Origin of the sequence: Bradyrhizobium sp., from assembly GCF_052389815.1 — a bacterium.
Lineage (GTDB): Bacteria > Pseudomonadota > Alphaproteobacteria > Rhizobiales > Xanthobacteraceae > Bradyrhizobium.
Genome location: NZ_JBQTHN010000057.1, coordinates 12090 through 35558, shown reverse-complemented (window position 1 = coordinate 35558; position 23469 = coordinate 12090). Strand labels below are relative to the sequence as shown.

General features: G+C 65.5%; 23 protein-coding genes. 17 read left to right on the top strand and 6 right to left on the bottom strand.

Going from position 1 to position 23469, the window contains the following annotated elements; all coding sequences use genetic code 11:
- Positions 1 to 5 precede the first annotated feature (5 nt).
- Positions 6 to 218, top strand: coding sequence for a cold-shock protein (locus ACT4OC_RS10220; protein WP_013501119.1), 213 nt, complete (start codon positions 6 to 8; stop codon positions 216 to 218).
- A gap of 91 nt (positions 219 to 309) precedes the next feature.
- Here the strand turns inward: ACT4OC_RS10220 and ACT4OC_RS10215 are convergent, their stop codons facing one another.
- The gene (locus tag ACT4OC_RS10215) at positions 310 to 924 is read right to left on the bottom strand and encodes an outer membrane protein (RefSeq protein WP_444838858.1); all 615 of its coding nucleotides are present in this window, start codon (positions 922 to 924) and stop codon (positions 310 to 312) included.
- A 229-nt stretch (positions 925 to 1153) separates the two neighbouring features.
- Between ACT4OC_RS10215 and uvrC the strand changes: the two genes are divergently transcribed.
- The 8 genes from uvrC (at position 1154) to ACT4OC_RS10175 (ending at position 9629) form a co-directional block, all read left to right on the top strand.
- Positions 1154 to 3238 carry an excinuclease ABC subunit UvrC gene (gene uvrC, locus ACT4OC_RS10210; protein WP_444838857.1) on the top strand — a complete coding sequence of 695 codons (2085 nt, stop codon included), beginning with the start codon at positions 1154 to 1156 and terminating at the stop codon, positions 3236 to 3238.
- Positions 3239 to 3329: 91 nt separating this feature from the next.
- Positions 3330 to 3944: a CDP-diacylglycerol--glycerol-3-phosphate 3-phosphatidyltransferase gene (gene pgsA / locus ACT4OC_RS10205; RefSeq protein WP_444838856.1), complete on the top strand. Its 615-nt coding sequence runs from the start codon at positions 3330 to 3332 to the stop codon at positions 3942 to 3944.
- Positions 3941 to 4192 (top strand): molybdopterin converting factor subunit 1, encoded by a 252-nt coding sequence (gene moaD / locus ACT4OC_RS10200; RefSeq protein WP_444838855.1) that lies wholly within the window; start codon positions 3941 to 3943, stop codon positions 4190 to 4192. Before pgsA ends, moaD begins: the two co-directional genes overlap by 4 nt.
- Before the next feature lie 9 nt (positions 4193 to 4201).
- On the top strand, positions 4202 to 4669 hold the full coding sequence (locus tag ACT4OC_RS10195; RefSeq protein WP_444838854.1) for a molybdenum cofactor biosynthesis protein MoaE: 468 nt from the start codon (positions 4202 to 4204) through the stop codon (positions 4667 to 4669).
- Positions 4669 to 5628 carry a 50S ribosomal protein L3 N(5)-glutamine methyltransferase gene (gene prmB / locus ACT4OC_RS10190; protein WP_444838853.1) on the top strand — a complete coding sequence of 320 codons (960 nt, stop codon included), beginning with the start codon at positions 4669 to 4671 and terminating at the stop codon, positions 5626 to 5628. The genes ACT4OC_RS10195 and prmB overlap by 1 nt, the downstream gene beginning before the upstream one ends.
- A 106-nt stretch (positions 5629 to 5734) precedes the next feature.
- Positions 5735 to 7081: an aspartate aminotransferase family protein gene (locus ACT4OC_RS10185; RefSeq protein WP_444838852.1), complete on the top strand. Its 1347-nt coding sequence runs from the start codon at positions 5735 to 5737 to the stop codon at positions 7079 to 7081.
- A 235-nt stretch (positions 7082 to 7316) separates the two neighbouring features.
- The gene (locus tag ACT4OC_RS10180; protein WP_444838851.1) at positions 7317 to 8762 is read left to right on the top strand and encodes an EAL domain-containing protein; all 1446 of its coding nucleotides are present in this window, start codon (positions 7317 to 7319) and stop codon (positions 8760 to 8762) included.
- Positions 8763 to 8777: 15 nt separating this feature from the next.
- Complete coding sequence (locus ACT4OC_RS10175) at positions 8778 to 9629, top strand: TIGR01459 family HAD-type hydrolase (RefSeq protein ID WP_444838850.1); 852 nt, start codon at positions 8778 to 8780, stop codon at positions 9627 to 9629.
- Between the two features lie 60 nt (positions 9630 to 9689).
- Here the strand turns inward: ACT4OC_RS10175 and ACT4OC_RS10170 are convergent, their stop codons facing one another.
- A complete protein-coding gene (locus ACT4OC_RS10170; RefSeq protein ID WP_291617153.1) occupies positions 9690 to 10085 on the bottom strand; it encodes a response regulator in 396 nt (131 codons plus the stop codon).
- A gap of 249 nt (positions 10086 to 10334) precedes the next feature.
- On the opposite strand from ACT4OC_RS10170, the gene ACT4OC_RS10165 reads away from it, so the two are divergent.
- Positions 10335 to 11306: a bifunctional riboflavin kinase/FAD synthetase gene (locus tag ACT4OC_RS10165; protein WP_444838849.1), complete on the top strand. Its 972-nt coding sequence runs from the start codon at positions 10335 to 10337 to the stop codon at positions 11304 to 11306.
- A 7-nt stretch (positions 11307 to 11313) separates the two neighbouring features.
- Here the strand turns inward: ACT4OC_RS10165 and ACT4OC_RS10160 are convergent, their stop codons facing one another.
- Together ACT4OC_RS10160 and ACT4OC_RS10155 are read right to left on the bottom strand one after the other, a co-directional pair.
- A complete protein-coding gene (locus ACT4OC_RS10160) occupies positions 11314 to 11748 on the bottom strand; it encodes an RES family NAD+ phosphorylase (RefSeq protein ID WP_444838848.1) in 435 nt (144 codons plus the stop codon).
- A gap of 9 nt (positions 11749 to 11757) precedes the next feature.
- Positions 11758 to 12093 carry an antitoxin Xre/MbcA/ParS toxin-binding domain-containing protein gene (locus tag ACT4OC_RS10155; RefSeq protein ID WP_444838847.1) on the bottom strand — a complete coding sequence of 112 codons (336 nt, stop codon included), beginning with the start codon at positions 12091 to 12093 and terminating at the stop codon, positions 11758 to 11760.
- Positions 12094 to 12346: 253 nt separating this feature from the next.
- On the opposite strand from ACT4OC_RS10155, the gene ileS reads away from it, so the two are divergent.
- The 6 genes from ileS to arfB all read left to right on the top strand — a co-directional run bounded on the left by ileS (position 12347) and on the right by arfB (position 20546).
- On the top strand, positions 12347 to 15793 hold the full coding sequence (ileS, locus tag ACT4OC_RS10150) for an isoleucine--tRNA ligase (protein ID WP_444838846.1): 3447 nt from the start codon (positions 12347 to 12349) through the stop codon (positions 15791 to 15793).
- The gene (gene lspA / locus ACT4OC_RS10145) at positions 15794 to 16312 is read left to right on the top strand and encodes a signal peptidase II (RefSeq protein WP_444838845.1); all 519 of its coding nucleotides are present in this window, start codon (positions 15794 to 15796) and stop codon (positions 16310 to 16312) included.
- A 79-nt stretch (positions 16313 to 16391) separates the two neighbouring features.
- The gene (locus ACT4OC_RS10140; protein ID WP_444838844.1) at positions 16392 to 17081 is read left to right on the top strand and encodes a hypothetical protein; all 690 of its coding nucleotides are present in this window, start codon (positions 16392 to 16394) and stop codon (positions 17079 to 17081) included.
- Between the two features lie 198 nt (positions 17082 to 17279).
- Positions 17280 to 18668 (top strand): M16 family metallopeptidase, encoded by a 1389-nt coding sequence (locus ACT4OC_RS10135; RefSeq protein ID WP_444838843.1) that lies wholly within the window; start codon positions 17280 to 17282, stop codon positions 18666 to 18668.
- A gap of 26 nt (positions 18669 to 18694) precedes the next feature.
- A complete protein-coding gene (locus tag ACT4OC_RS10130; protein WP_444838891.1) occupies positions 18695 to 20029 on the top strand; it encodes a M16 family metallopeptidase in 1335 nt (444 codons plus the stop codon).
- Between the two features lie 97 nt (positions 20030 to 20126).
- Positions 20127 to 20546: an alternative ribosome rescue aminoacyl-tRNA hydrolase ArfB gene (gene arfB / locus ACT4OC_RS10125; RefSeq protein WP_444838842.1), complete on the top strand. Its 420-nt coding sequence runs from the start codon at positions 20127 to 20129 to the stop codon at positions 20544 to 20546.
- 104 nt (positions 20547 to 20650) lie between these two features.
- Here the strand turns inward: arfB and ACT4OC_RS10120 are convergent, their stop codons facing one another.
- A complete protein-coding gene (locus tag ACT4OC_RS10120) occupies positions 20651 to 20950 on the bottom strand; it encodes a hypothetical protein (RefSeq protein WP_444838841.1) in 300 nt (99 codons plus the stop codon).
- Positions 20951 to 21225: 275 nt separating this feature from the next.
- Positions 21226 to 21432: a YgaP family membrane protein gene (locus ACT4OC_RS10115; RefSeq protein WP_444838840.1), complete on the bottom strand. Its 207-nt coding sequence runs from the start codon at positions 21430 to 21432 to the stop codon at positions 21226 to 21228.
- 141 nt (positions 21433 to 21573) lie between these two features.
- On the opposite strand from ACT4OC_RS10115, the gene mutL reads away from it, so the two are divergent.
- On the top strand, positions 21574 to 23385 hold the full coding sequence (gene mutL, locus ACT4OC_RS10110) for a DNA mismatch repair endonuclease MutL (protein ID WP_444838839.1): 1812 nt from the start codon (positions 21574 to 21576) through the stop codon (positions 23383 to 23385).
- The last annotated feature ends 84 nt before the right edge of the window (positions 23386 to 23469 follow it).

The following is a 23469-nucleotide window of genomic DNA, read 5'->3' as shown; positions in this document are numbered from 1 at the left end:
TCCCGATGGCCATGACAGGGACGGTCAAGTTCTTCAACGGCGAGCGCGGCTACGGTTTCATCAAGCCCGATGACGGCGGCCGCGACGTGTTCGTTCACATCACCGCGGTGGAGCGCGCCGGACTGAAGGATCTCACCGAGGGACAGCGCATCAGCTTCGAGGTCGAGCCGGACAAGAAGGGCAAGGGCCCGAAAGCGGTCAACCTCGTGGTGTCCTAGCGAAGCTCTCACATCGCCGAAAAAAATCCCGGCCGCTTTCGGCGGCCGGGAGGTCGTTACGCCAAGTGTTCTTGTGAAGTGTTTCTTGTCGTCAGAAGCGGTAGTTCACCCCGGCCCGTACCGTGCCGAAAGACAGGCCGTGCGAGGCGCCGGTGATGACGAAATTGCTGTTGGCGAGATCGACATAGAGGTACTCGACCTTGGCGCTCCAGTTCGGCGCAAAGCCGAACTCGGCACCGAGGCCCGCGGTCCAGCCGATGTTGTTGTGGGACTCCGTGAGCCCGAAGGTGGCGGCGCGCAGCTGGCCGTAGGCCAGGCCCAGCGTGCCGTAGAACAGCACGTTGTTGAAGGCATAACCGCCGCGGCCGCGCAGCGTGCCGAACCACGGGTTGGAGAACTTCCAGGCCGCGAAGGTGTCGTCGGCGCTGGAGCCCTGGATGTCGCCCTCGACGCCGAACACCCACGGGCCGCGCTGCCAGTTGTAGCCGGCCTGCAGGCCGCCGACGAAGCCGCTCGGCTTGGCCCAGGCATTGTCGACGCTGCCCCAGGCGTAGCCGAAATTGCCGCCGAGATAGGGACCGGCCCAGCTATAGGCATTGAGCGGCTGGTTGACCGTGTAGGGCCTGTAGTTGAAATCCGCAGCACCGGCCGGAACGCTCAAGCCTGCCGCGAGGAACGCCAGCGCGCCCAACACAACCCTGGTCATCGGTACTCTCCACCCACGCCACTCACCGCAACCAGGGCCGGCGAAGGCGCCGCCATGGTTACGCAATTGCAGTCTTTTCGGGTACGAGTTATCGAGAGTTTTAAGTTAAAGCCTTGTTAAGCCGAGTTACCGCCCGCTCATCATTCTTAAAAATGTGTTACGTCGGACCGCGGCCGCCGCGTGTTCCTGCGGCTGGCGATGCCGCGCGGCAATGCATAAGTTCGGCCCCATGAAAGACGATTCCCGCGATCATCCGGCGCCGCCGCACGCGCGCAAGGGCAAGCCCGGTTCCACCGGCGATATGCCGCCGCAGGATGCCGGCACGCCACAGGATGTGGCGGGCGACATCGACCCGGCGACGGCGAGCGCCGAGGACGACGAGGAAGCGCGGCTGCCCGAGCTTGCCGAGGAACCGGCGGAAGCCATCGCCGAAGGCGGGCTGACGACGGGACATGCGGCGATCGAGAACGCCGTGCGGCTCGCCCCCACTTCGCCGGGCGTCTATCGCATGCTCAATGCGGCCAATGACGTGCTCTATGTCGGCAAGGCCAAGAACGTCAAAAAGCGCCTCACGTCGTATGCGCGGGCCAACGCACCGCTGCCGGCGCGCATCCTGCGCATGATCGCAGCGACGACCAATGTCGAGATCGTCTCGACCGTGACCGAGACCGAAGCGCTGCTGCTCGAAGCGAACCTGATCAAGCAGCTTCGCCCGCGCTTCAACGTGCAGCTTCGCGACGACAAGTCGTTCCCCTACATCCTGATATCGGGCGACCACTGGGCACCGCAGATCCTGAAGCATCGCGGCGCGCAGACGCGGCCGGGCCGCTATTTCGGGCCGTTCGCATCGGCCGGCGCGGTCAACCGCACCATCACGGCGCTGCAGCGCGCGTTCCTGATCCGCTCCTGCACCGACTCGTTCTTCGAGAGCCGCACCCGCCCGTGCCTGCTCTACCAGATCCGCCGCTGTGCCGGTCCCTGCACGCGCGAGATCGATTTCCCCGGCTATACCGAGCTGGTGCGCGAGGCGACAGAGTTCCTGTCCGGCCGCAGCCATGCGGTGAAGCAGCTGCTCGCCGCCGAAATGGAGAAGGCGTCCGGCGAGCTCGAGTTCGAGACCGCGGCGACCTTCCGCGACCGCCTCGCCGCGCTGTCGGCGATCCAGTCGCAGCAGGGCATCAACCCGCGCACCGTGCAAGAGGCCGACGTGTTCGCGATCCACCAGGAAGGCGGCTATTCCTGCGTCGAGGTGTTCTTCTTCCGCACCGGCCAGAACTGGGGCAACCGCGCCTATTTCCCGCGGGCGGAAAAGACGTTCACATCGGAGGAAGTTCTGAACTCGTTCGTGACGCAGTTCTACGACGACAAGCCGCCGCCGAAACTGATCCTGCTCTCGCACGAAGTGGAGGACACTGCGCTGCTTGCCGATGCGCTCTCCGTCAAGGCCGGCTTCAAGGTCGAGGTCTCCGTGCCCAGGCGCGGCGAGAAGAAAGAGATGATCGCGCATGCGCTGACCAATGCGCGCGAGGCACTCGGCCGCAAGCTCGCCGACACCGCCACCCAGGGACGCCTGCTGGATGCAATGGCCGGAACGCTCGGCCTGCCGCACACCCCGAAGCGGATCGAGGTCTACGACAACAGCCACATCCAGGGCACCAACGCGGTCGGCGCCATGATCGTCGCCGGCCCCGACGGTTTCATGAAGAACCAATACCGCAAGTTCAACATCAAGTCGGAAGGGCTGACGCCCGGCGACGACTACGCCATGATGCGCGAGGTGCTGCAACGCCGCTTCAAGCGGCTGTTGAAGCCGGCGGAAGGCGACGACAACAAGCCGCGCGACGACGATTCGTTCCCGCAATGGCCGGACCTCGTCATCATCGACGGCGGCCGCGGCCAGCTCAATGCCGCACGCGAGATTCTCAGCCAGCTCGGCGTCGACAAGGTCACGCTGCTCGGCGTCGCCAAGGGACCGGACCGCGACGCCGGCCGGGAGACCCTGTTCATGCCGGACCGCGAGGCGATCAAGCTCGAGCCGCGCGATCCCGTGCTGTACTTCATCCAGCGGCTGCGCGACGAGGCGCACCGGTTCGTGATCGGCTCGCACCGCAAGCTGCGCAAGAAAGACATACGCGAGGCGGGCCTGCAGGAAATCCCCGGCATCGGCCCGTCACGCAAACGTGCCTTGCTGCTGCACTTCGGAACTCTGAAGGAGATCGAGCGGGCCTCGATTGCCGATCTCGGCAAGGTTCCGGGGGTCAGCGCCGAGAGTGCCCGCCGGATCTTCGAGTATTTCCATACCCAGCCCGGCTAAGGGCGGGTTTGGTACTAAAGTTACCCCAACTCCCACCGCTCATGTGCGCCAAGGTGTTGACCTCGCAGCGTCCCCGGTATTGGTAAGACGGATGAACATCGCGACCACCAGAAGCCCGTCCAAGAGCTTTTCGATCCCGAACATCCTGACCGTGGGGCGGATCGCCGCCATCCCGGTGGTGGTCGGCTGCGTCTACGTCCAGTCGATCCTGGACGGACCGCTTTGGCTGCGCTGGGTCGCGCTGGCGGTGTTCATTGGCGCTGCCATCACCGACTGGCTCGACGGCTACTATGCGCGAATTTGGGACCAGCAATCCGCCTTCGGGCGGATGCTCGATCCGATCGCCGACAAACTGCTGGTGGCATCCTGCCTGCTGATGCTCGCCGCCGACAATTCCATCCATGGCTGGACGCTCTGGGCCGCGGTCGTGATCCTCTGCCGCGAGATCCTGGTCTCCGGCTTGCGCGAATATCTCGCCGCGCTTCGCGTCAGCGTGCCCGTCACCAAGCTTGCCAAGTGGAAGACCACCGTCCAGCTCGTCGCCATCGGATTTTTGATCGCGGGCGAAGCCGGCGAGCAGCTTTTCCCCGCCACCACGCTGATCGGCATCGTCTTGCTCTGGATATCGGCCATCGTCACCATCTATACCGGCTGGGACTATTTCCGCGCCGGCATCCATCACCTCATCGAGGAGGATGAAGGATGAAGGTCAAGTATTTCGCCTGGGTGCGCGAGCGGATCGGCAAGGCGGAAGAAACCGTCGAGCCGCCCGCCAGCGTGCGCACCGTCGACGATCTCATCGCCTGGCTGTCGAGCCGCGGCGAAACCTATGCTTATGCGTTCGAGAAGCCGAAGGTGATCCGCGCCGCAATCGACCATGCCCATGTCAAGCCGGATGCGGCGATCGCCGGGGCCCGCGAGATCGCGTTCTTCCCGCCGATGACGGGCGGCTGAGCCTTTGCCATGAGCCCGGCCGCGACCATCCGGATCCAGCAAGCCGATTTCGACGTCGCGCAGGAGACCGCGCGGCTCAGCAAGGGCCGCACCGACGTCGGCGCCGTCGTCAGCTTCACCGGCATCTGCCGCGGCACCGAAGGCAGCGAGCCGATCGCCGCCCTGACGCTCGAACATTATCCCGGCATGGCGGAAGCCGAAATCAAGCGCCATGCCGACGAGGCGATGGCGCGCTGGCCGCTGCAGGGGTTGACCATCATCCACCGCTTCGGCCGCATCACCCCTGGCGAGAACATCGTGCTGGTCGTCACCGCCTCCTCGCACCGACAGGCGGCCTTCCAGGCCGCCGAATTCCTGATGGACTACCTCAAGACCAGCGCGCCGTTCTGGAAGCAGGAGGAGAGCGCGCGCGGCAAGAGCTGGATCGAGGCGCAAGGCCATGACGACGCGGCTGCCGCGCGCTGGACCAAATCCTGATGGCGAAACGTGCGAAGAGAGCTGCAAGGCGAGGACGAAGCGCTGCCAAAGTACCCAAGGTCGGCGCCGGCGAGCTGCAAACGCCGCTCGACTTCGTGCGTTACGCGGTCAGCCGCTTCAGCGAAGCAAAGCTGGTCTTCGCCCATGGCACCACCGATCCCGTCGCTGAAGCCGCCTTCCTCGTCTGCGAGACGCTGCACCTGCATCCCGACCAGTTCGAGCAGTTCGCCCACGCGCGCCTCACCGTGGCGGAAGGCCGAAAAATCATCGAGTTGATCGAGCGCCGCATCTCGACGCGCAAGCCCGCCGCTTATCTCGTCAACAGGATATGGATGCGCGGCCTGCCCTTCTATGTCGACGAGCGCACCATCGTGCCGCGCTCCTTCATCGGCGAACTGCTGGATTCGCATTTTGGCGATGGCGAGGATGCGGCCTCGCTGATCGGCGATCCCGCGGAAGTAGCGAGCGTACTCGACCTCTGCACCGGCGGCGGATGCCTTGCGGTCCTCGCCGCCCGCCATTTCGCCCACGCCACGATTGATGCGGTCGATATCTCCAGGGACGCGCTCGCCGTCGCCGCGCGCAACGTCACCGATCACGGCCTTGAGGATCGCATCAAGCTGCACCGCGGCGATCTGTTCGCGCCGCTCGGCAGCACGCGCTACGACCTCATCATCTCCAATCCGCCTTATGTCGATGCCGAAGGCATGGCGGGCCTGCCGGCCGAATGCCGCGCCGAACCTGCGCTAGCCTTCGACGGCGGCGCCGACGGGCTCGACATCGTCAGGCGCATCCTTGGCCAGGCCAAAGCGCATCTTGCACCGCAAGGTGGCCTGCTATGCGAAATCGGCCGCGGCCGCGACAATCTCGAGGCCGCCTTCCCGCAATTGCCGCTGCTCTGGCTCGATACCGAGGATTCCGAGGGCGAAGTGTTCTGGATCGCGGCCTCCGACCTGTGAGCAGGCGCGTTGCGCGGAAATATCACGGCCTGGGCGATTTCGCGGTCACCGCGAAGCTGATAGCCTGTGAAGAGCCGACGCGCCCACAACACGCAAAGAGGCCCCCATGCTGGACAAGAGCCCCACGAAATCCTCCGTCGCCGTCCCCAACGATCTCGCCGCGCACTGGATGCCGTTCACCGCCAACCGCGCCTTCAAGAAGGCGCCGCGGTTGCTCGCCGGCGCCAAGGACATGCACTACATCACCGTCGACGGCCGCAAGCTGATCGACGCCGCCGCCGGCATGTGGTGCACCAACGCCGGCCATGGCCGTACGCAAATTTCGGACGCCATCGGCAAGATGGCGGCTACGCTGGACTACGCGCCGCCGTTCCAGTTCGGCATCCCGCAGGCGTTCGAGCTCGCCAGCCGCATCGCCGATCTCGCGCCGAAGGGCCTCGACCACGTCTTCTTCTGCAACTCCGGCTCGGAAGCGGCCGACACCGCGCTGAAGATCGCTCTCGCCTATCATCAGACCAACGGTCAGGGCGCCCGCTCGCGCCTGATCGGCCGCGTCCGCGGCTATCACGGCGTCGGCTTCGGCGGCACCGCCGTCGGCGGCATCGTCGGCAACCGCAAGATCTTCGGCTCGCTGCTTGCAGGCGTCGACCATCTGCCGGCGACCTATGACCGCGAGAAGCAGGCCTTCACCAAGGGCGAGCCGGAATACGGCGCGCATTTCGCCGATGCGCTGGAGGACCTCGTCAACCTGCACGGCGCCAACACCATCGCCGCCGTGATCGTCGAGCCGATGGCAGGATCGACCGGCGTGCTGGCGGCGCCGAAGGGCTATCTCAAGCGCCTGCGCGAGATCACCCAGAAGCACGGCATCCTTCTCATCTTCGACGAAGTGATTACCGGATTCGGCCGGCTCGGCTTTGCCTTTGCCGCCGAGCGCTATGGCGTGCTGCCGGACATGCTCACCTTCGCCAAGGGCGTCACCAATGGCGCAGCCCCGATGGGCGGCGTGCTGGTGCGCGACACCATCCATGACGCCTTCATGACCGGCCCCGAGCACATCGTTGAGCTGACCCACGGCTACACCTATTCGGCGCATCCGCTGGCCTGCGCCGCGGGTCTTGCCACCCTCGACATCTACCGCGACGAGAACCTGTTCGAGCGCGCCAACAAACTGGAGCCGAAATTCGCCGACGCCGTGATGTCGCTGAGGAACCAGCCCAACGTGGTCGACATCCGCACCGTGGGACTGACCGCCGGCATCGACCTTGCACCGTCGGCTGACGGGGTGGGCAAGCGCGGCTTCGCCGGGCTCAACAGCGCCTTCCACGACAACGACATCATGCTGCGCGCCGTCGGCGACACGCTGGCGCTGACCCCACCCCTGATCGTCACCGAGGACCAGATCGGCGAGATCGTCGACAAGGTCGGCAAGGTGATCCGCGCGGTGGCGTAGTTGGCCATTGGAACAGGCCGGAACCGCTCCGGCCTGCTTCCGACGCATCCGGGGCGCACTGGTGTGAAGCGGCGGATCGCGGCCGTCAGCCCCAAGTTGCGGCGCGGACAGCGCTCCCATCGAATCAGCAATGATGCTATGGTCGCGCGCCTTGGGGGAGCGCATACGAGATCATGCCTGAAAGATTCCGTGTTTTCCCGCATGGCGGCGTTCCGGACGCGAGGGCACGCGCGCGATGATCCGTATTTCCACCATCTTCATCGCCATCTGCATGGTGCTGGTCGCAGCTTCACTCGGCCTCGTGCTCTATTCCTGGGCCGGCATCACCTTCTATGAATCGGCGCTGGTGGCGCTGACCGCACTGACCTTCCTTATTCTCTACAATGCCGTGTCGATGCGGCTGCGCGACCGCACCGATGTCGGCGGCCAGATCGCCGACCTCTCCCGCGGCACCGCCGACCTCGCCCGGCAGGTCGCCGAATTCGGCCGAAGGCTGTCGGCCGTCGAGGGCAAGGTGGTGTCGGCCAATTCCGCCGGAGCCGACCGCATGCAGGGCGTGATCAGCGAGATCAACGAGCTCGGCGTGCTGGTCAAGCAGTTGGCGACCACGGTTGCGACCCATGAAGAGATGCTGGCCGCCGGCCCACCCGCGGCACCGACGCCGCCAGGGCCGCCGAGCCAGCCTGCCGCGGAGCCGCAGGCGGCGGAAGCAGGTCCCGCGGGCATGGCCGAAGCAGCCAAGCCGTTGGCGGCGTCCTCCACCCCGGCCCCGGGCGCCCCCTCCCGCAGCCAGACCCAGCTCATCGCCGCGGTGAAGAATGCGATCGAGGAAAACCGGCTCGACATCTACCTGCAGCCGATGGTGACGCTGCCGCAGCGCAAGGTGCGCTACTACGAGGCGGTGACGCGGCTGCGCGACGACAAGGACCAGGTGCTGGTCGCCGAAGATTTCATCGGCACCGCCGAGAGCGCCGGCCTGATCGGGCGCATCGACCATGCCGTGATGCTGCGCTGCGTGCAGGTGCTGCGCCGGTTGATGGTGCGCAACAAGGACGTCGGCGTGTTCTGCAACGTGTCGGCGACCACGATCTCCAATCCGACCCATTTCGCACAGTGCCTGGATTTCCTCGAGGCCAACCGCGTGCTGGCGCCTTCCTTCGTGCTGGAGTTCAAGCAATCCACCCTGCGCAAGCTGGGACCTGCCGAGACGGAGAATCTCGCGGCGCTGGCGCAGCGCGGCTACCGCTTCTCGATCGACCATGTCACCGATCTACGCTTTGAGCCGCGCGAGCTTGCCGACCGCGGCGTCCGCTTCATCAAGGTGCCGGCGGCGCTGCTGCTCGATCCCAAGCAGACCTCCACCTCCGACATCCACCCGTCCGACCTGTCCGATTTGCTCGGCCGATTCGGCATCGATCTGATTGCCGAGAAGATCGAAGGCGAGCGTGCGGTCGTCGACCTGCTTGATTTTGACGTCCGGTTCGGACAGGGCTTCCTGTTTGCTCCGCCGCGGCCGTTGCGGCCCGAGGGGCCATCTGCTACCGCCGTGGCCACCGCCACCAAGCCACAGGAAGCCAATGGTCCCGGCAACCCGGCCACGCTCGAAACGCCTGCCGTCGAACCGCCGCCGCGCGCGACCGGCAATGCCGCACTGGCGCGCCGCGCCGTCGGTCCGAACTGACCGTCTCTCACCGCCATGAACTTGCGCTTTGTCGAGAGGCTCCGCGACGTCATTGACGGCGTCGAAGTCGTGCTCAGCGACATCTGGGGCGTGGTGCACAATGGGCTGGAGTCGTTCCCCGAGGCCTGCGCGGCCCTGCACAGCTATCGTCAGCAGGGCGGCGTCGTGATCCTCATCACCAACGCACCGCGGCCGGACGATTCAGTGCAGCGGCAGTTGCGCAAGCTCGGTGTCGCCGATGAAACCTACGATGCCATTGTCAGCTCGGGCGACCTGACCCGGAACTTCGTGGCGGACCATCCCGGCAAGAAGCTGTACTGGGTGGGCCCGGACCGCGACAGCTCGATCCACCGCGGGCTCGACCCCGCGATGTCCGGTCTCGACAGCGCCGACTACATCATCTGCACCGGCCTGTTCGACGACGAGACCGAGTCCGCCGAGGATTACCGGCCGATGCTGATGACGGCGCACGCGCGCAAGCTGCCGCTGATCTGTGCCAATCCCGACATCGTCGTCGAGCGCGGCGACCGGCTGATCTATTGCGCGGGCGCCATTGCCGAGCTCTACCGCGAACTCGGCGGCGAAGTGGTGTTCTACGGCAAGCCGCACCGACCGATCTACGAGCGCGCCATGGCGCTTGCGGGCGAGCGCCGCGGCCATCCGGCCGAGCTCCGTCATGTGCTCGCCGTCGGCGATAGTGTGCGCACCGACCTCGCCGGCGCCCACGGCTTCGGCATCGACTGCCTGTTCGTCACCCGCGGCATCCACGCCGAGGAATTCGCAGGCATCGATCAGCTCGACCCTGCCTCGGTGAAGGAGCTGTTCGGCCATCCGCCCCGCGCGTTGATCCGGGAATTGCGCTGGTAGAAACGCAAAATGCCCGGGGAGGCCCGGGCATCGGCAAACCTCTGAACTGCAGCTTTCGGCTTAGGCCATCGTCATGTCCGGGAAGACCGCCTCGATCTTGGTCTTCAGCGTCGCCGCATTGAACGGCTTGACGATGTAGTTGTTCACGCCGGCCTTCTTCGCCGCGATCACGTTCTCGGTCTTGGATTCCGCCGTGATCATGATGAACGGCGTGGTTGCCAGATTCGGATCGGCACGGACTTCCTTCAAGAGGTCATAACCGGTCATCGGCTCCATGTTCCAGTCGGAGATCACCAGGCCATACTTCTTGCCGCGCATCTTGTTCAGCGCCGCCGAACCGTCGCTGGCATCGTCGATGTTCTCGAAGCCGAGCTGCTTCAGAAGATTTCGGATGATGCGGATCATGGTGCTGTAGTCGTCCACCACCAGAACCGGCATCGACAAATCCACCGCCATCTTCTCTTCCCCCAACGCTTTACGCCACGACAGACATTCCGGATCGCGCTACCCGCAATCCGCCTCCAACGCTTAGCATCGAGGCGTTAAACAGGCCGTTAACCCACCTCCACGAGAACGCCGGCAAAACCACCCGTTCTGCTGCGCATCTGCGCCCCGCTTGACTTGGCCCGCCCCGCCAAGCCACGGTCCCGCCCGTCCCGGCCGCATCGGGAACGGACCAAAGAATCGACCCAGAATTCCCAGGAAATGCCCTCCAAGTTCACCGTTATCCGCGACACCACGCCGGCCTCTGCGATCCCCAAGGGGACGGTGGTGGCGATGGGCAATTTCGACGGCGTCCATCTCGGCCACCGCGCCGTGATCGGAGCGGCGCTGCGCATGGGCCGCGCCCAAGGCAGGCCGGCATTTGCCGTGACCTTCGAGCCGCATCCGCGCAGTTTCTTCAGCCCGAACAGCCCGCAATTCCGTCTGACGACCGAAACCAACAAGCTGCGCCTATTGGCCGGCACCGGCCTTGCCGGCGCCGTGGTGATGACCTTCGACAAAGTGCGCGCCGGGACGTCCGCGCAAGATTTCATTCACCATGACCTGATCGAGCGGCTCGGCATCAGCGGGATTGCGGTCGGCTACGACTTCCATTTCGGCAAGGGCCGGACCGGCTCGCCGAGCCTCTTGGTCAGCGAAGCGCCGCGGCTCGGCATCGAGGTCGACGTGCAGGCCCATGTCGATATCGACGAGCGGCCGGTCTCCTCCACCGCCATCCGCATGGCGCTCGCCGAGGGACAGATTGCCAACGCCACCACTATGCTGGGCGGGCCCTGGTTCGTCACCGGGCAGGTGGTCCACGGCGAGAAGCGGGGGCGCGACCTCGGCTTTCCCACCGCCAATATCCGTCTCGACAAGAACTGCGAGCTGAAGCACGGCATCTATGCGGTGCGGGTCGGCCGCGGCGGCGAGCGGCTGGATGGCGTCGCAAGCTTCGGCCGCCGCCCGACCTTCGATAATGGCGCGCCGCTGCTGGAAGTATTCCTGTTCGATTTCAAGGGCGACCTCTATGGCGCCGAACTCGACGTCGCCTTCATCTCCTTCATCCGCGAGGAGCTGAAATTCGACAGCGTGGAGGCGCTGGTGGCACGGATGAACGAGGATTCCGCCCGCGCCCGCGCCGACCTGGCGGCGGCGCCGGACGCGTTTCCGAAACTGGGATCGATCGGTTGAACAGCACCTATCCAAGCAAACGCGGATCGAAAGGCGAGCGAATAATCTCGACCACTGCAAGCCGAGCTGCATCCGGGTGGACAGGATTGAGCAGGAAATTGCTGCCATGACCAATCGCGGAAGGTACCTGCAGTAGAGCAGTGGCAGCACGATCGAGCCAGCGATCGCCGATTTCCCTGGTTGCCATTGTTTGCGATCGCCAATCTGCCGAAAGCTCGTCGATCTTTTCAGACTCGACATCGGAGGGAGCGTCAATACGCAGCAACTGATACGTCGATGGAATGAGATCGCGGTCCATATGGACCAGCATCTCAAGGAGTGCGCTCGAAGGATGATCGGCGAGGTAGACGATCCGCCTTCCCTGCGAATGCCATCGACCCGCGGCCCTCATGCCACCTATGCCAGAGAGATCGGCGTAGTTGGAAATCCGCCAGAGCTCCATGTGCGAGGCTCAGGCAAAGATGCCGTGATCAATTCGTTCCAGCATCTCGCGGACAACGGCAGCGCCGAGTTCGTCACTTAACATTTCGAGCGGCCGCTGGCCGGACAGGCTCGAATTGGGGCGACTCAACCAGGCATCCGCCTTGGCGGCGTCGCCGAATACACGTTCAGCGAGCGTCTTGATTTCGATCGCCCGGATGAGTCCTTCAGCCCGTTCGTCGGTCGCGATCGCGACCATGTCGCGGACGGTTCGCAGAACAGACCTCATATCGTCGCTGCGGGAATCGCCTTGGCGGCGCAGTTCCTTCAGCTTTTCATAGGCCTCGGCCAGCGGCGTGCCAGTCATGAATTCTCTCCGGTAATCAATAGATTAGTATCTTTGGAGAAAACTGCAACCGCACGCAGATCGGCGGCCCCCGGCCTTTGCGATTTCCGCCCTCCCCTGCTATGGAAGCGCCCATGTTCGCGCGGCACATCATAGGGATTAGCGGCCCGGCTTCCGCTTGAGCCTTTGGCTCGGCGCAAGACCGGGAATTTCCTCATTTCCATCGCGATCGATCGCGTCCCTGCGCCGCACCCCGAGCCAAATCAGAGCATCCATGTCCGAAAAGCCGCAAAAGTCCGACTCCGCCGACTATTCCAAGACCCTGTTCCTGCCGCAGACGGATTTCCCGATGCGCGCCGGCCTGCCGCAGCGCGAGCCGGAGATCCTCAAATTCTGGTACGACGCCGGCCTCTACGAGCGCCTGCGCAAGTCGGCCGAGGGACGTCCGAAATTCGTGTTGCATGACGGGCCACCCTACGCCAACGGCAACATCCATATCGGCACGGCGCTCAACAAGATCCTCAAGGACCTCGTCACCAAGAGCCAGCAGATGCTGGGCTTCGATTCCAATTATGTGCCGGGCTGGGACTGCCACGGCCTGCCGATCGAATGGAAGGTCGAGGAAGAGCACTACCGCTCCAAGGGCAAGCAGAAGCCGGACTTCCGCAACTCGGCCGCGATGGTGGAATTCCGCCAGGAGTGCCGCGCCTATGCGACGCACTGGCTCAACATCCAGCGCGAGGAATTCAAGCGGCTCGGCGTGATCGGCGACTGGGATCATCCATACGCCACCATGAGCTATCCGGCGGAAGCTGCGATCGCGCGCGAGCTGATGAAGTTCGCCGCCAACGGCACGCTCTACCGCGGCTCCAAGCCCGTGATGTGGAGCGTGGTGGAGAAGACCGCGCTCGCCGAGGCCGAGGTCGAGTACGAGGACTATCAGTCCGACATGGTGTGGGTGAAATTCCCCGTCACCTCCCCGGCGCATGGCGCGCTCGCAGGTGCCTCCGTCGTGATCTGGACCACCACGCCATGGACGCTGCCCGGCAACCGCGCCATCAGCTTCTCCACCAAGATCGCCTATGGCCTCTACAGGGTCACCGACGCGCCCGCCGACAACTGGGCGAAGACCGGCGATCTCCTGATCCTGGCCGATGCGCTGGCGGAAGACGTGTTCAAACAGGCGCGCGTCACCGCTTACGAGAAGGTGCGCGACATCCCGGCCGACACGATGGATGCGATCGAATGTGCGCATCCGCTGAACGGCCTCGGCGGTGGCTACGAGTTCACGGTGCCGCTGCTCGACGGCGAGCACGTCACCGACGACACCGGCACCGGCTTCGTGCACACCGCCCCGAGCCACGGCCGCGAGGACTTCGACGTCTGGACGGCGAATGGACGCGAGCTTGCCGCGCGCGGCATCAGCACGGCCATCCCTTACACGGTCGATGAGAATGGCGCCTTCACCGACCATGCCCCGGGCTTCACGGGCAGGCGCGTCATCAACGACAAGGGCGAGAAGGGCGACGCCAACGACGCCGTCATCAAGGCGCTGGTCGAGGCCGGCAAGCTGCTCGCGCGCGGCCGGCTCAAGCACCAATACCCCCATTCCTGGCGCTCCAAGAAGCCGGTGATCTTCCGCAACACGCCGCAATGGTTCATCGCGATGGACAAGGACATCGCCAGCAACGGCAAGACGAAGCCGGGCGATACGCTGCGCGCCCGCGCGCTGCACGCGATCTCGGTGACGCAATGGGTGCCGCCGTCGGGCCAGAACCGCATCAACGGCATGATCGAGAGCCGCCCGGACTGGGTGATCTCGCGCCAGCGCGCCTGGGGCGTGCCGATCGCCGTGTTCGTGCGCGAGCAGGCCGACGGCTCGGCCGAAGTCCTGCAGGACGAGGCGATCAACCAGCGCATCGTCGAAGCCTTCATGGAGGAAGGCGCCGACGCCTGGTACCGCGACGGCGCGCGCGAGCGCTTCCTTGGGAATCGCGCGGGCGAAGACTGGAAAAAGGTCGACGACATCCTGGACGTCTGGTTCGATTCCGGCTCGACCCACGCCTTCGTGCTGGAGGACCGCCAGAGCTTTCCGCAGCTCGGCAACATCGTGCGCAAGATCGACGGCGGCGACGACACCGTGATGTATCTGGAAGGCAGCGACCAGCACCGCGGCTGGTTCCACTCCTCGCTGCTGGAGAGCGCCGGCACCCGCGGCCGCGCGCCTTACGACATCGTGCTGACCCACGGCTTCACCCAGGCCGAGGACGGCCGCAAGATGTCGAAATCGCTCGGCAACACCATCGAGCCGCAGAAGGTGATCAAGGAGTCCGGCGCCGACATCCTGCGCCTGTGGGTGGCGTCCTGCGACTACACCGACGACCAGCGCATCGGGCCGGAGATCCTGAAGAACACCGTCGAGACCTACCGCAAGCTGCGCAACACCATCCGCTGGATGCTCGGCACGCTGCATCACTTCAAGCGCAGCGAAGCGGTCGCGCACGAGGACATGCCGGAGCTGGAGCGGCTGATGCTGCATCAGCTCGCGCTGCAAGCCGGCGACATCCGCAAGGCCTATGCCGAATTCGACTACAAGACCGTGGTGGCGAGCCTTGCCGCGTTCATGAACAGCGAGCTGTCGGCGTTCTATTTCGACATCCGCAAGGATACGCTCTACTGCGATCCGCCCTCGTCGGTCGCGCGCAAGGCCGCGCTGACCACGATCGACATCATCTGCGACGCCGTCCTGAAATGGCTGGCGCCGGTGCTCAGCTTCACGACCGAGGAAGCCTGGCGGATGTACCGCAGGAATGCCGAGCCCTCGGTGCACCTGACGCTGTTCGCGACGGATTTCGGTTCCTTCCGCGACGATGCGCTGGCGAGGAAATGGGACACCATCCGCAACGTCCGCCGCGTCGTCACCGGCGCGCTGGAGCTGGAGCGTGCCGCCAAGAGGATCGGCTCGTCGCTGGAGGCTTCGCCCCTGGTCTATGTCTCGGACAAGGCCATCTTCGCGACGCTGTTCGACGTCGACCTTGCAGAAGTCTGCATCACCTCGAATGCGATGGCGACGAACGACGATCCCCCGGACGGCGCGTTCACGCTGCCGGACGTCAAGGGCGTCGCGGTCGTGGTCGAGCAGGCCGTCGGCACCAAATGCGCGCGGTCGTGGAAGATCCTCCCCACCGTCGGCGAGGACCCGGAATATCCCGACGTCTCGCCGCGTGACGCGATGGCGCTGCGCGAATGGAAGTCGCTTGGCGTGAGCGTCGAGGGCGCGAGCCCGGCTGCGGCATCCAGCAAGCCGATCGAAAAGATCGAGAAGCAAGCCGCACAACCGGAAAATACCTCTCCAATGGCTCCCGGGAACGCGAGCGCGAAGCCGGTTTCGCTTGCGGCCGCGCCCCGCCAAGGCAAGGCTGTCGAATCTGATGAGGCCGGCAAGCCACCGGAAACGACGCAGGCCTCCGGAACGGCGGCCAAGGTCAAGAAGAAGGCCAAGGCCAGCAGACCGACCGCACCAAGGGCCGAAGCCAAGAAGAAAGCGGCAGCAAAGCAGCCAGCCAAAAGCAAAGCCAAGAAGGCCAAGCAGGGCGTAAAGGCAAGGAAAGCCGCCAAGGCCAAGACAGGAAAGGGCGCCAAGGCGAAAAAATCCGGTCGCGCCAAGGCCTCCGGCAGCGGAACGAGAACCGCCAGGAAGTCCCGCAAGAAAGCGCGATAGGTGACGGGGACAGAACAGCCATCCAGCCGCCCGCTGCGCGCCGGCATCCTTGCGGCGCTGGCCGCACTCGTGCTCGATCAGGCGAGCAAGCTGTGGCTGCTGTTCGTGTTCGACCTCGGCCGGCGCGGCGCGGTGCAGGTGACGCCGTTCTTCGACCTCGTGTTGGCCTGGAATGTCGGGATCAGCTTCGGCTGGTTCCAGAACGACGGCTGGATCGCGCAGACGATCTTAACCGTCGTGAAGGCGGCCGCCGTCGTTGCCCTGGCCGTCTGGATGGCCTGGTCGCGGACCATGCTCGCCACCATTGCACTGGGGCTCATCATCGGCGGCGCTGTCGGCAACGCCATCGACCGCTTCGCCTATGGCGCGGTGGTCGATTTCGCGCTGTTTCACGTCGAAATCGCCGGCAAAACCTTCAATTGGTATGTGTTTAACGTTGCCGACGTGGCCATCGTTGCCGGGGTAGCGACCCTATTGTATGATTCCCTGGTTGGGGTACCCGCCGCAAAAGCGCCCTGATCCCGGCCGATACGAACCCTCGAAATGCGCCTGCCCGAAAGGCCAGGTAGCTCTCAGATTTGTGAGCAGGAACAGCGCGATGCGCAAGACCGAAGCGAGCGGATGGATGGTGCAGGCAAGGCTCACACGGGCCGCCCGGTTCACGGCTGTCGCCTTCGGCATCGGCCTCGTCATGGCGGCCGGCCCCGTGCGCGCGGCCGATGACGAAGATGACGACATGACCTTCGAAGAGAAGATCATCGACAACATCATGCGCGGCGTCGGCGGCACCAATATGGAGAACCGCGGCATCGACTATCGCGAACGTTCGCCGCTGGTCGTGCCGCCGAAACTCAACCTGCCGCCGCCCGGCGCCGCGGAGGTCAAGGCGCAGAACTGGCCGAAGGATCCCGACGAAGCGCGCCGCAAGGCGGCAATCGCGGCGCGGAAGAAGGAGAGCAAGGACCCGCAGCATTCGGCGCGGACGCTGCTGCCCAGCGAGCTGAATCAAAAATCGGCTGGCAGGTCCACCGGCGGCGAGTCGGTCGAACGGCCGGGCAGCGCCCCCATCATGATGACCCCGTCGCAGCTCGGCTATGAGGGCGGCGTTTTTGGCTTCTTCAAGGGCAACACCTCCGAGTCCGCCGAATTCAAGGGCGAGCCGACCCGGGACTCCCTGACCCAGCCGCCGACCGGCTATCAGACGCCGTCGCCGAATTTCGCCTATGGTACCGGGCCTAAGGAATCGCTCAACAAGCAGTACGACGTCATGTCCGGCAAGGAGCGCTAATAGCGCTTGCGCACGCTTGGCTCCGACTTTCGCGAAAGGAGCCGCATCGGGATGCGAACGCCGGGCGCGGCCCGTGACTTGCGCTCGGGCATGTGTTGCAGGTTCGTGCCTGCCTCTCTGCTTCGTGACGCCCGGCTTCGGCCGCACAGGGTACAATCCCGTCCGGACGCCTTCATCCAGGCTTGCACAAGGAACATAATGCCCTCGCACCGATCAACCGTCTCTCTCCTTGTTGCCCTCCTCTCGGTCTTCGCTCTTTCGGCCAATTCCGCCTCTGCCCAGACCAACGGCAAACCGCAGCCCCCCGCGAGCTTTACGCTGCCAAACGGCCTGCAGGTCGTGGTGATCCCCGATCACCGCACCCCCGTCGTCACCCAGATGATCTGGTACAAGGTCGGCTCGGCGGACGAGACGCCGGGCAAGTCGGGGCTGGCGCATTTCCTCGAGCACCTGATGTTCAAGGGCACCGCAAAGCATCCGGCCGGCGAATTCTCCAAGACCGTGCTTCAGATCGGCGGCAACGAGAATGCGTTCACCTCGACCGACTACACCGGTTATTTCCAGCGCGTGCCGCGCGACCAGCTCGCGCGCATGATCGAGTTCGAAGCCGACCGCATGACGGGCCTGATCCTCAAGGACGAGAACGTGCTGCCCGAGCGCGACGTCGTGCTGGAAGAATTCAACATGCGGGTTGCCAACAACCCGGACGCGCGGCTGACCGAGCAGATCATGGCGGCCCTCTACCTCAACCATCCCTACGGCCGCCCCGTGATCGGCTGGCGCCAGGAGATCGAGAAGCTCGACCGCGAGGATGCGCTCGCCTTCTACAAACGCTTCTACGCACCCAACAACGCGATCCTGATCGTCGCCGGCGACGTCGAGGTTGATGAAGTCCGCCCGCTCGTGGAGAAATTCTACGGACCGATACCGGCGCAACCGTCGATTCCCGCCCGGCGGGTCCGGCCGCAGGAGCCGGTGCCGGCCGCGCCCCGCACGGTGACGCTGTCCGACCCGCGCGTCGAGCAGACCAATATCCGCCGCTACTATCTGGTGCCTTCCTCGACGACGGCTGCAGCCGGCGAGAGCGCGGCGCTGGACGTGCTCGCGCAGTTGATGGGAAGCGGCGCCAACTCCTACCTCTACCGCGCGCTCGTCATCGACAAGCAACTCGCGATCAGCTCCGGCGCCGGCTATTCGGGCACCGCCCTCGATCCGACCCAGTTCCAGATCTCCGTATCGCCGAAGCCCGGCGTCGAGTTTGCCCAGATCGAGCAGGCAATCGACGCCGTCATCGCCGATCTCTCGCAGAACCCGCCCCGGGCCGAAGACCTCGAGCGGGTCAAGACGCAGCTGATCGCGGAGGCCGTCTACGCCCAGGACAACCAGACGACCATGGCGCGCTGGTACGGCGGTGCGCTGACCTCGGGGCTCAGCATCGAGGACATCAGGAGCTGGCCGGATCGCATCCGCGCCGTCACCGCCGAGCAGGTGCGCGATGCCGCGCAAAAGTGGCTCGACAAGAAGCGCTCGGTGACCGGCTATCTCATCAAGGACCAGGCGCCCAGGCGCGAGGAGAAACGCTCGTGAGCTTCCTGATTACCCGCCGCGCCGCGCTGATCGGCGGCGCCGCCGCGCTCGCGCTGTCATCACTGACCTCCTCGCCCTCGCAGGCCGCCGCGAAGATCCAGCGGCTGGTCTCACCCGGCGGCATCGAGGCCTGGTTCGTGCAGGATGCCACCGTGCCGCTGATCGCGATGGAGTATGCCTTCGGCGGCGGCGCCTCGCAGGATCCGCCGGCCAAGCCGGGCGTCGGCAACATGGTCGCCAGCCTGCTCGACGAGGGCTCCGGCGATCTCGATTCCAAGACCTTCCACGAACGGCTCGATCGCCGCGCCATCGAACTCAGCTTCTCGTCCTCGCGCGACAGCTTCCGCGGATCCTTGCGCATGCTGAAGGAGAACAAGGACGAAGCGTTCGAGCTGCTGCACTCCGCGCTGTCGGCGCCGCGCTTCGACGGCACCGACGTCGAACGCATCCGAAACCAGGTGCTGTCTAGCCTGCGCCGCGACTCCACCAATCCGACCTCGCTGGCGGGACGGAAATTCCTCGAAGTCGCGTTCGGCGATCACCCGTATGGCCGGCCGGCCAACGGCACGCTGGCGAGCGTGCCGACCATCAATGTCGCCGACCTGCGCGACTATGTCGCGCGCGTGATCGCAAAGGACACGCTGCGGATTGCCGTGGTCGGCGACGTCGATCCCGATACGCTCGGCAGGCTGCTCGACAAGACCTTCGGCGGCCTGCAAGCCAAGGCCAAGCTCACGCCGGTTGCCGATGTCGTCGCGGCAAAGCCACCGCAGCGCGCGTTCATCCCGCTCGACGTGCCGCAGACGGTGGTCACCTTCGGCGGCCCCGGCATCCTACGCCACGATCCGGATTTCATGGCCGGCTATGTCGTGAACCACATTCTCGGCGGCGGCGGGCTGTCGTCGCGGCTCTATCGCGAAGTGCGCGAGAAGCGCGGCCTCGCCTACTCCGTCTACGAATCGCTGATGTGGATGAAGCACTCCGCACTGTTCATCGGCAATACCGGTACCCGCGCCGACCGCGCCGGCGAGACCGTGGACGCCATCGAACAGGAGGTCCGCCGCATCGCCGGGGAAGGACCGACCCAGAAGGAGCTGGACGACGCCAAGTCCTACCTGAAGGGCTCGCAGATGCTGGCGCTCGACACCTCCTCCAAGCTGGCGCAGGCGCTATTGCAGTATCAGCTCGACAAGCTGCCGATCGACTACATCGAGAAGCGCAACGCGCTGGTCGATGCGGTGACGCTGGAAGACGCCAGGCGCGTCTCCAAACGGCTGTGGGGCCAGGGCCTGCTGACCGCGATCGTCGGCCGCGCGCCGCAGGCGGCCGCACAGCCCGCGGCAGCTCCCAAGGCGAACTGAGCTTTTCCACAAACCCGACCCGATGCGAGAACGCGCATTTCGCGCGCTCCGCGGAGGATGTGCTACATGTCCGTCACCTGGAACGACCGGTGACGCCATGCTGCGGGTTTCGCACGCGCTTTCGATCGACGAAGACGACATCGACATCGCGTTCGTCCGCGCCTCGGGCCCGGGCGGCCAGAATGTCAACAAGCTCGCCACCGCGGCGCAGCTGCGCTTCTACACCGGCAAGATCGCCCTGCCCGACGATGCTCGCGCGCGGCTGATCCGGCTCGCCGGCCAGCGCATGACCAAGGAGGGCGTGATAGTGATCCATGCCCAGCGCTTCCGCACCCAGGAGCGCAACCGTGCCGATGCGATCGACCGCTTGTTGGAGCTGCTGCGCGAATCGCTGGTGCGCCCGACACCGCGCCGGCCGACCAGGCCGACGCTCGGCTCGAAGCAGCGCCGCCTCGAAGGCAAGAAGCGCCGTGGCGACATCAAGGCCCGGCGCGGTGCGCGAGGCTTCGACGATTAGCTCTTGTCCATCCGGCGCGCGAAGCGGAAGCTCCGGCCGCGTGGCGGCCGGAGCTGGCGTCTTGCAAAGCGATCATCGATCGAAGCGGCGATCCGCTAGCTAGACTAGCGCTGCCTTCCGGCCGTTGGGTCGCCGACCGTACCATCGGTGGCGCCTTTCGCCGTGCCGCGTCCGGCGCCCACCGTTCCCTTCGCTTTCGTGCTGGTGCCGCCCTTCTCGCCGGCTGCACCCGGCTGCGCGTTGAACTCCTCTTCGCCGCTGCCCGATACGCCGCCGCGCATCTGGCTCTTGCCCGGCACGCTGCCGCGCAACTGGGGGTCGGATGCGGCGCCTTGCGCCAGCACGGGGCCGGCAAGCATGGCCGACATGGCAAGCGCGATCGCGGAGGTCTTGATCAACTTCATTCACTTCTCCAGGTTTGATCGGCGATGGAAGGCCGGCGATTGGCTGCGCCGTTCAGCTGTGCCCGACCGCTCCATCGCCGGAACTGGTTGTCGTTGCGAACGGCGCGGGCGCAATGCAAGCCGCGCCGTGTGGTCATCGTGCAGGCTTTTCAAGGTCATTTCGCGAAACCTTGGCCACGCGCTTTCCCAATTTGCGGCAGCGGGACATTGCTTGCGGCGCCCTTCACGAAAATTCCGCGAAATTACCCTTTGACAGTGCGCGCGGCCGGCGGCGGTCATCGCGATGGCGGCGCGCGACCGACCATGGCGCACATCGGACAGAAGCCGACCAATCCCGTGAGAATCGCTGTGACGCCGCCGGCCGCGATGGCATAGCCGGGCGATGCAGCCGGAAACGCCAGCAGTCCCCAAACGATCATCACGACGCCGGCAATGACGCGGACAGCGCGTTCCCAGCCCGGCAGGTTCTTGCGATAGAACATGAAATCTCCCTTTCGGCGTTGGCGAGAACGGACTGTTCCCGCTTTGATAGAGGCTCCGGTCCACGAGAAGGGTTCGCGCGCACACAGCTTTTTTCAGCGTAGGGTTCGCGCTTTCCGGCCCGACCGACTACATTGCCCGCCATGCCCGTCCGCCAGCTTCCCGAACAGGTCGTCAACCGCATCGCCGCCGGAGAGGTGGTCGAACGCCCTGCCAGCGTGGTGAAGGAGCTGGTTGAAAACGCCATCGATGCCGGCGCCAGCCGCATCGACGTCTTCACAGACGGCGGTGGCCGCCGGCGCATCGGCATCACCGACGACGGCAGCGGGATGACGCACGACGATCTCGCTCTGGCGGTGGAGCGACACGCCACCTCCAAGCTCGACGACGAGGATTTGCTGCGCATTCGCACGCTCGGCTTCCGCGGCGAGGCGCTGCCTTCGATTGGCGCCGTGGCCAGGCTCGGAATCACCACTCGCCATGCCGGCGAGCCGCACGCCTGGTCGCTCACGGTCGAAGGTGGCGTGAAATCCGACATCATGCCGGCTGCGCTCGGCCACGGCACCAGCGTCGAGGTCAGCGATCTCTTCTATGCGACACCGGCGCGGCTGAAATTCCTGAAGACCGACCGCACCGAGGCCGACGCGATCCGCGAAGTCGTGCGGCGCCTCGCGATGGCGCGACCCGACATCGCATTCACGCTGGCGGGCGAAGAGCGTGCGCCGGTGACCTGGGTCGCGGCGCTGCCCGGCGCGCCCGGCCGGCTCACACGGCTGGGTGATATCCTGGGCAGCGATTTCCGCAGCAGCGCCATCGAAGTGCGCGCCGAGCGCGACGGGGTTGTTGTTGAAGGTTTCGCCGCCGCACCGTCTCTGACCCGCGCCAATGCGCTCGGCCAATATCTCTTCGTCAACGGCCGCCCGGTGCGCGACAAGCTGATCCTCGGCGCGGTGCGCGGGGCCTATTCCGACTATCTGCCCCGCGACCGCCATCCCGTGGTGGCGCTGTTCGTCACGCTCGATGCGCAGGAGGTCGACGCCAATGTGCATCCGGCGAAGACCGAAGTGCGTTTCCGCAATGCCGGCCTCGTCCGCGCGCTGATCGTGCACGCGCTGAAGGAGGGGCTCGCGCGCGAGGGCAAGCGCACCGCGGCCAATACCGACGGCGCCGCGATCTCGGCCTTCCGTCCCTCCTTTGGGCCAGGGCCCGGCAATTGGGACTGGCGCCGCTCGCCGTCCTATCCCGCCGCGCCGCTACCGAGCTTCGAAGGCGCCGCCGCGCCGGCTTTTGCCGAGCGTGACCAGACTGCCTTCGACGTCGGCGCGCCGACCGCCGACATGCGCTTTCAGGAGGCGCCGCCATCCGACCTGCTGGATCGTCCGCTCGGCGCGGCGCGCACCCAGATCCACGACACCTACATCGTGGCACAAACCCGCGACGGCCTGATCGTCGTCGACCAGCACGCGGCGCATGAGCGTATCGTTTATGAGAGGCTGAAGGCGTCGCTGGCGAAGAACGGCGTGCAGCGGCAGATCCTGCTGATCCCCGAAATCGTCGAGCTCGACGAAGCGACCGTCGAGAAGCTGGTCGATCGCGCCGAGGAACTGGCCTCGTTCGGCCTTGCCATCGAATCCTTCGGCCCCGGCGCGGTCGCCGTGCGCGAGACGCCCTCGCTGCTCGGCAAGACCAATGCCGCGGGCCTTTTGCGCGATCTCGCCGAACACATGGCCGAGTGGGACGAGGCGCTGCCGCTGGAGCGCCGCCTGATGCACGTCGCCGCCACCATGGCCTGCCACGGCTCGGTCCGCGCCGGCCGCCGCCTCAAGCCTGAAGAGATGAACGCGCTGCTGCGCGAGATGGAAGACACACCGAACTCCGGCCAGTGCAACCACGGCCGCCCGACCTATGTCGAGCTGAAGCTGGCGGATATCGAGAAGCTATTCGGAAGGCGTTAGGCCACATCCTCAACTGTCATCACCCGCGAAGGCGGGTGATCCAGTATCCCAGAGACGTCAGTGCTTGAATCGATAGGCCGCGGC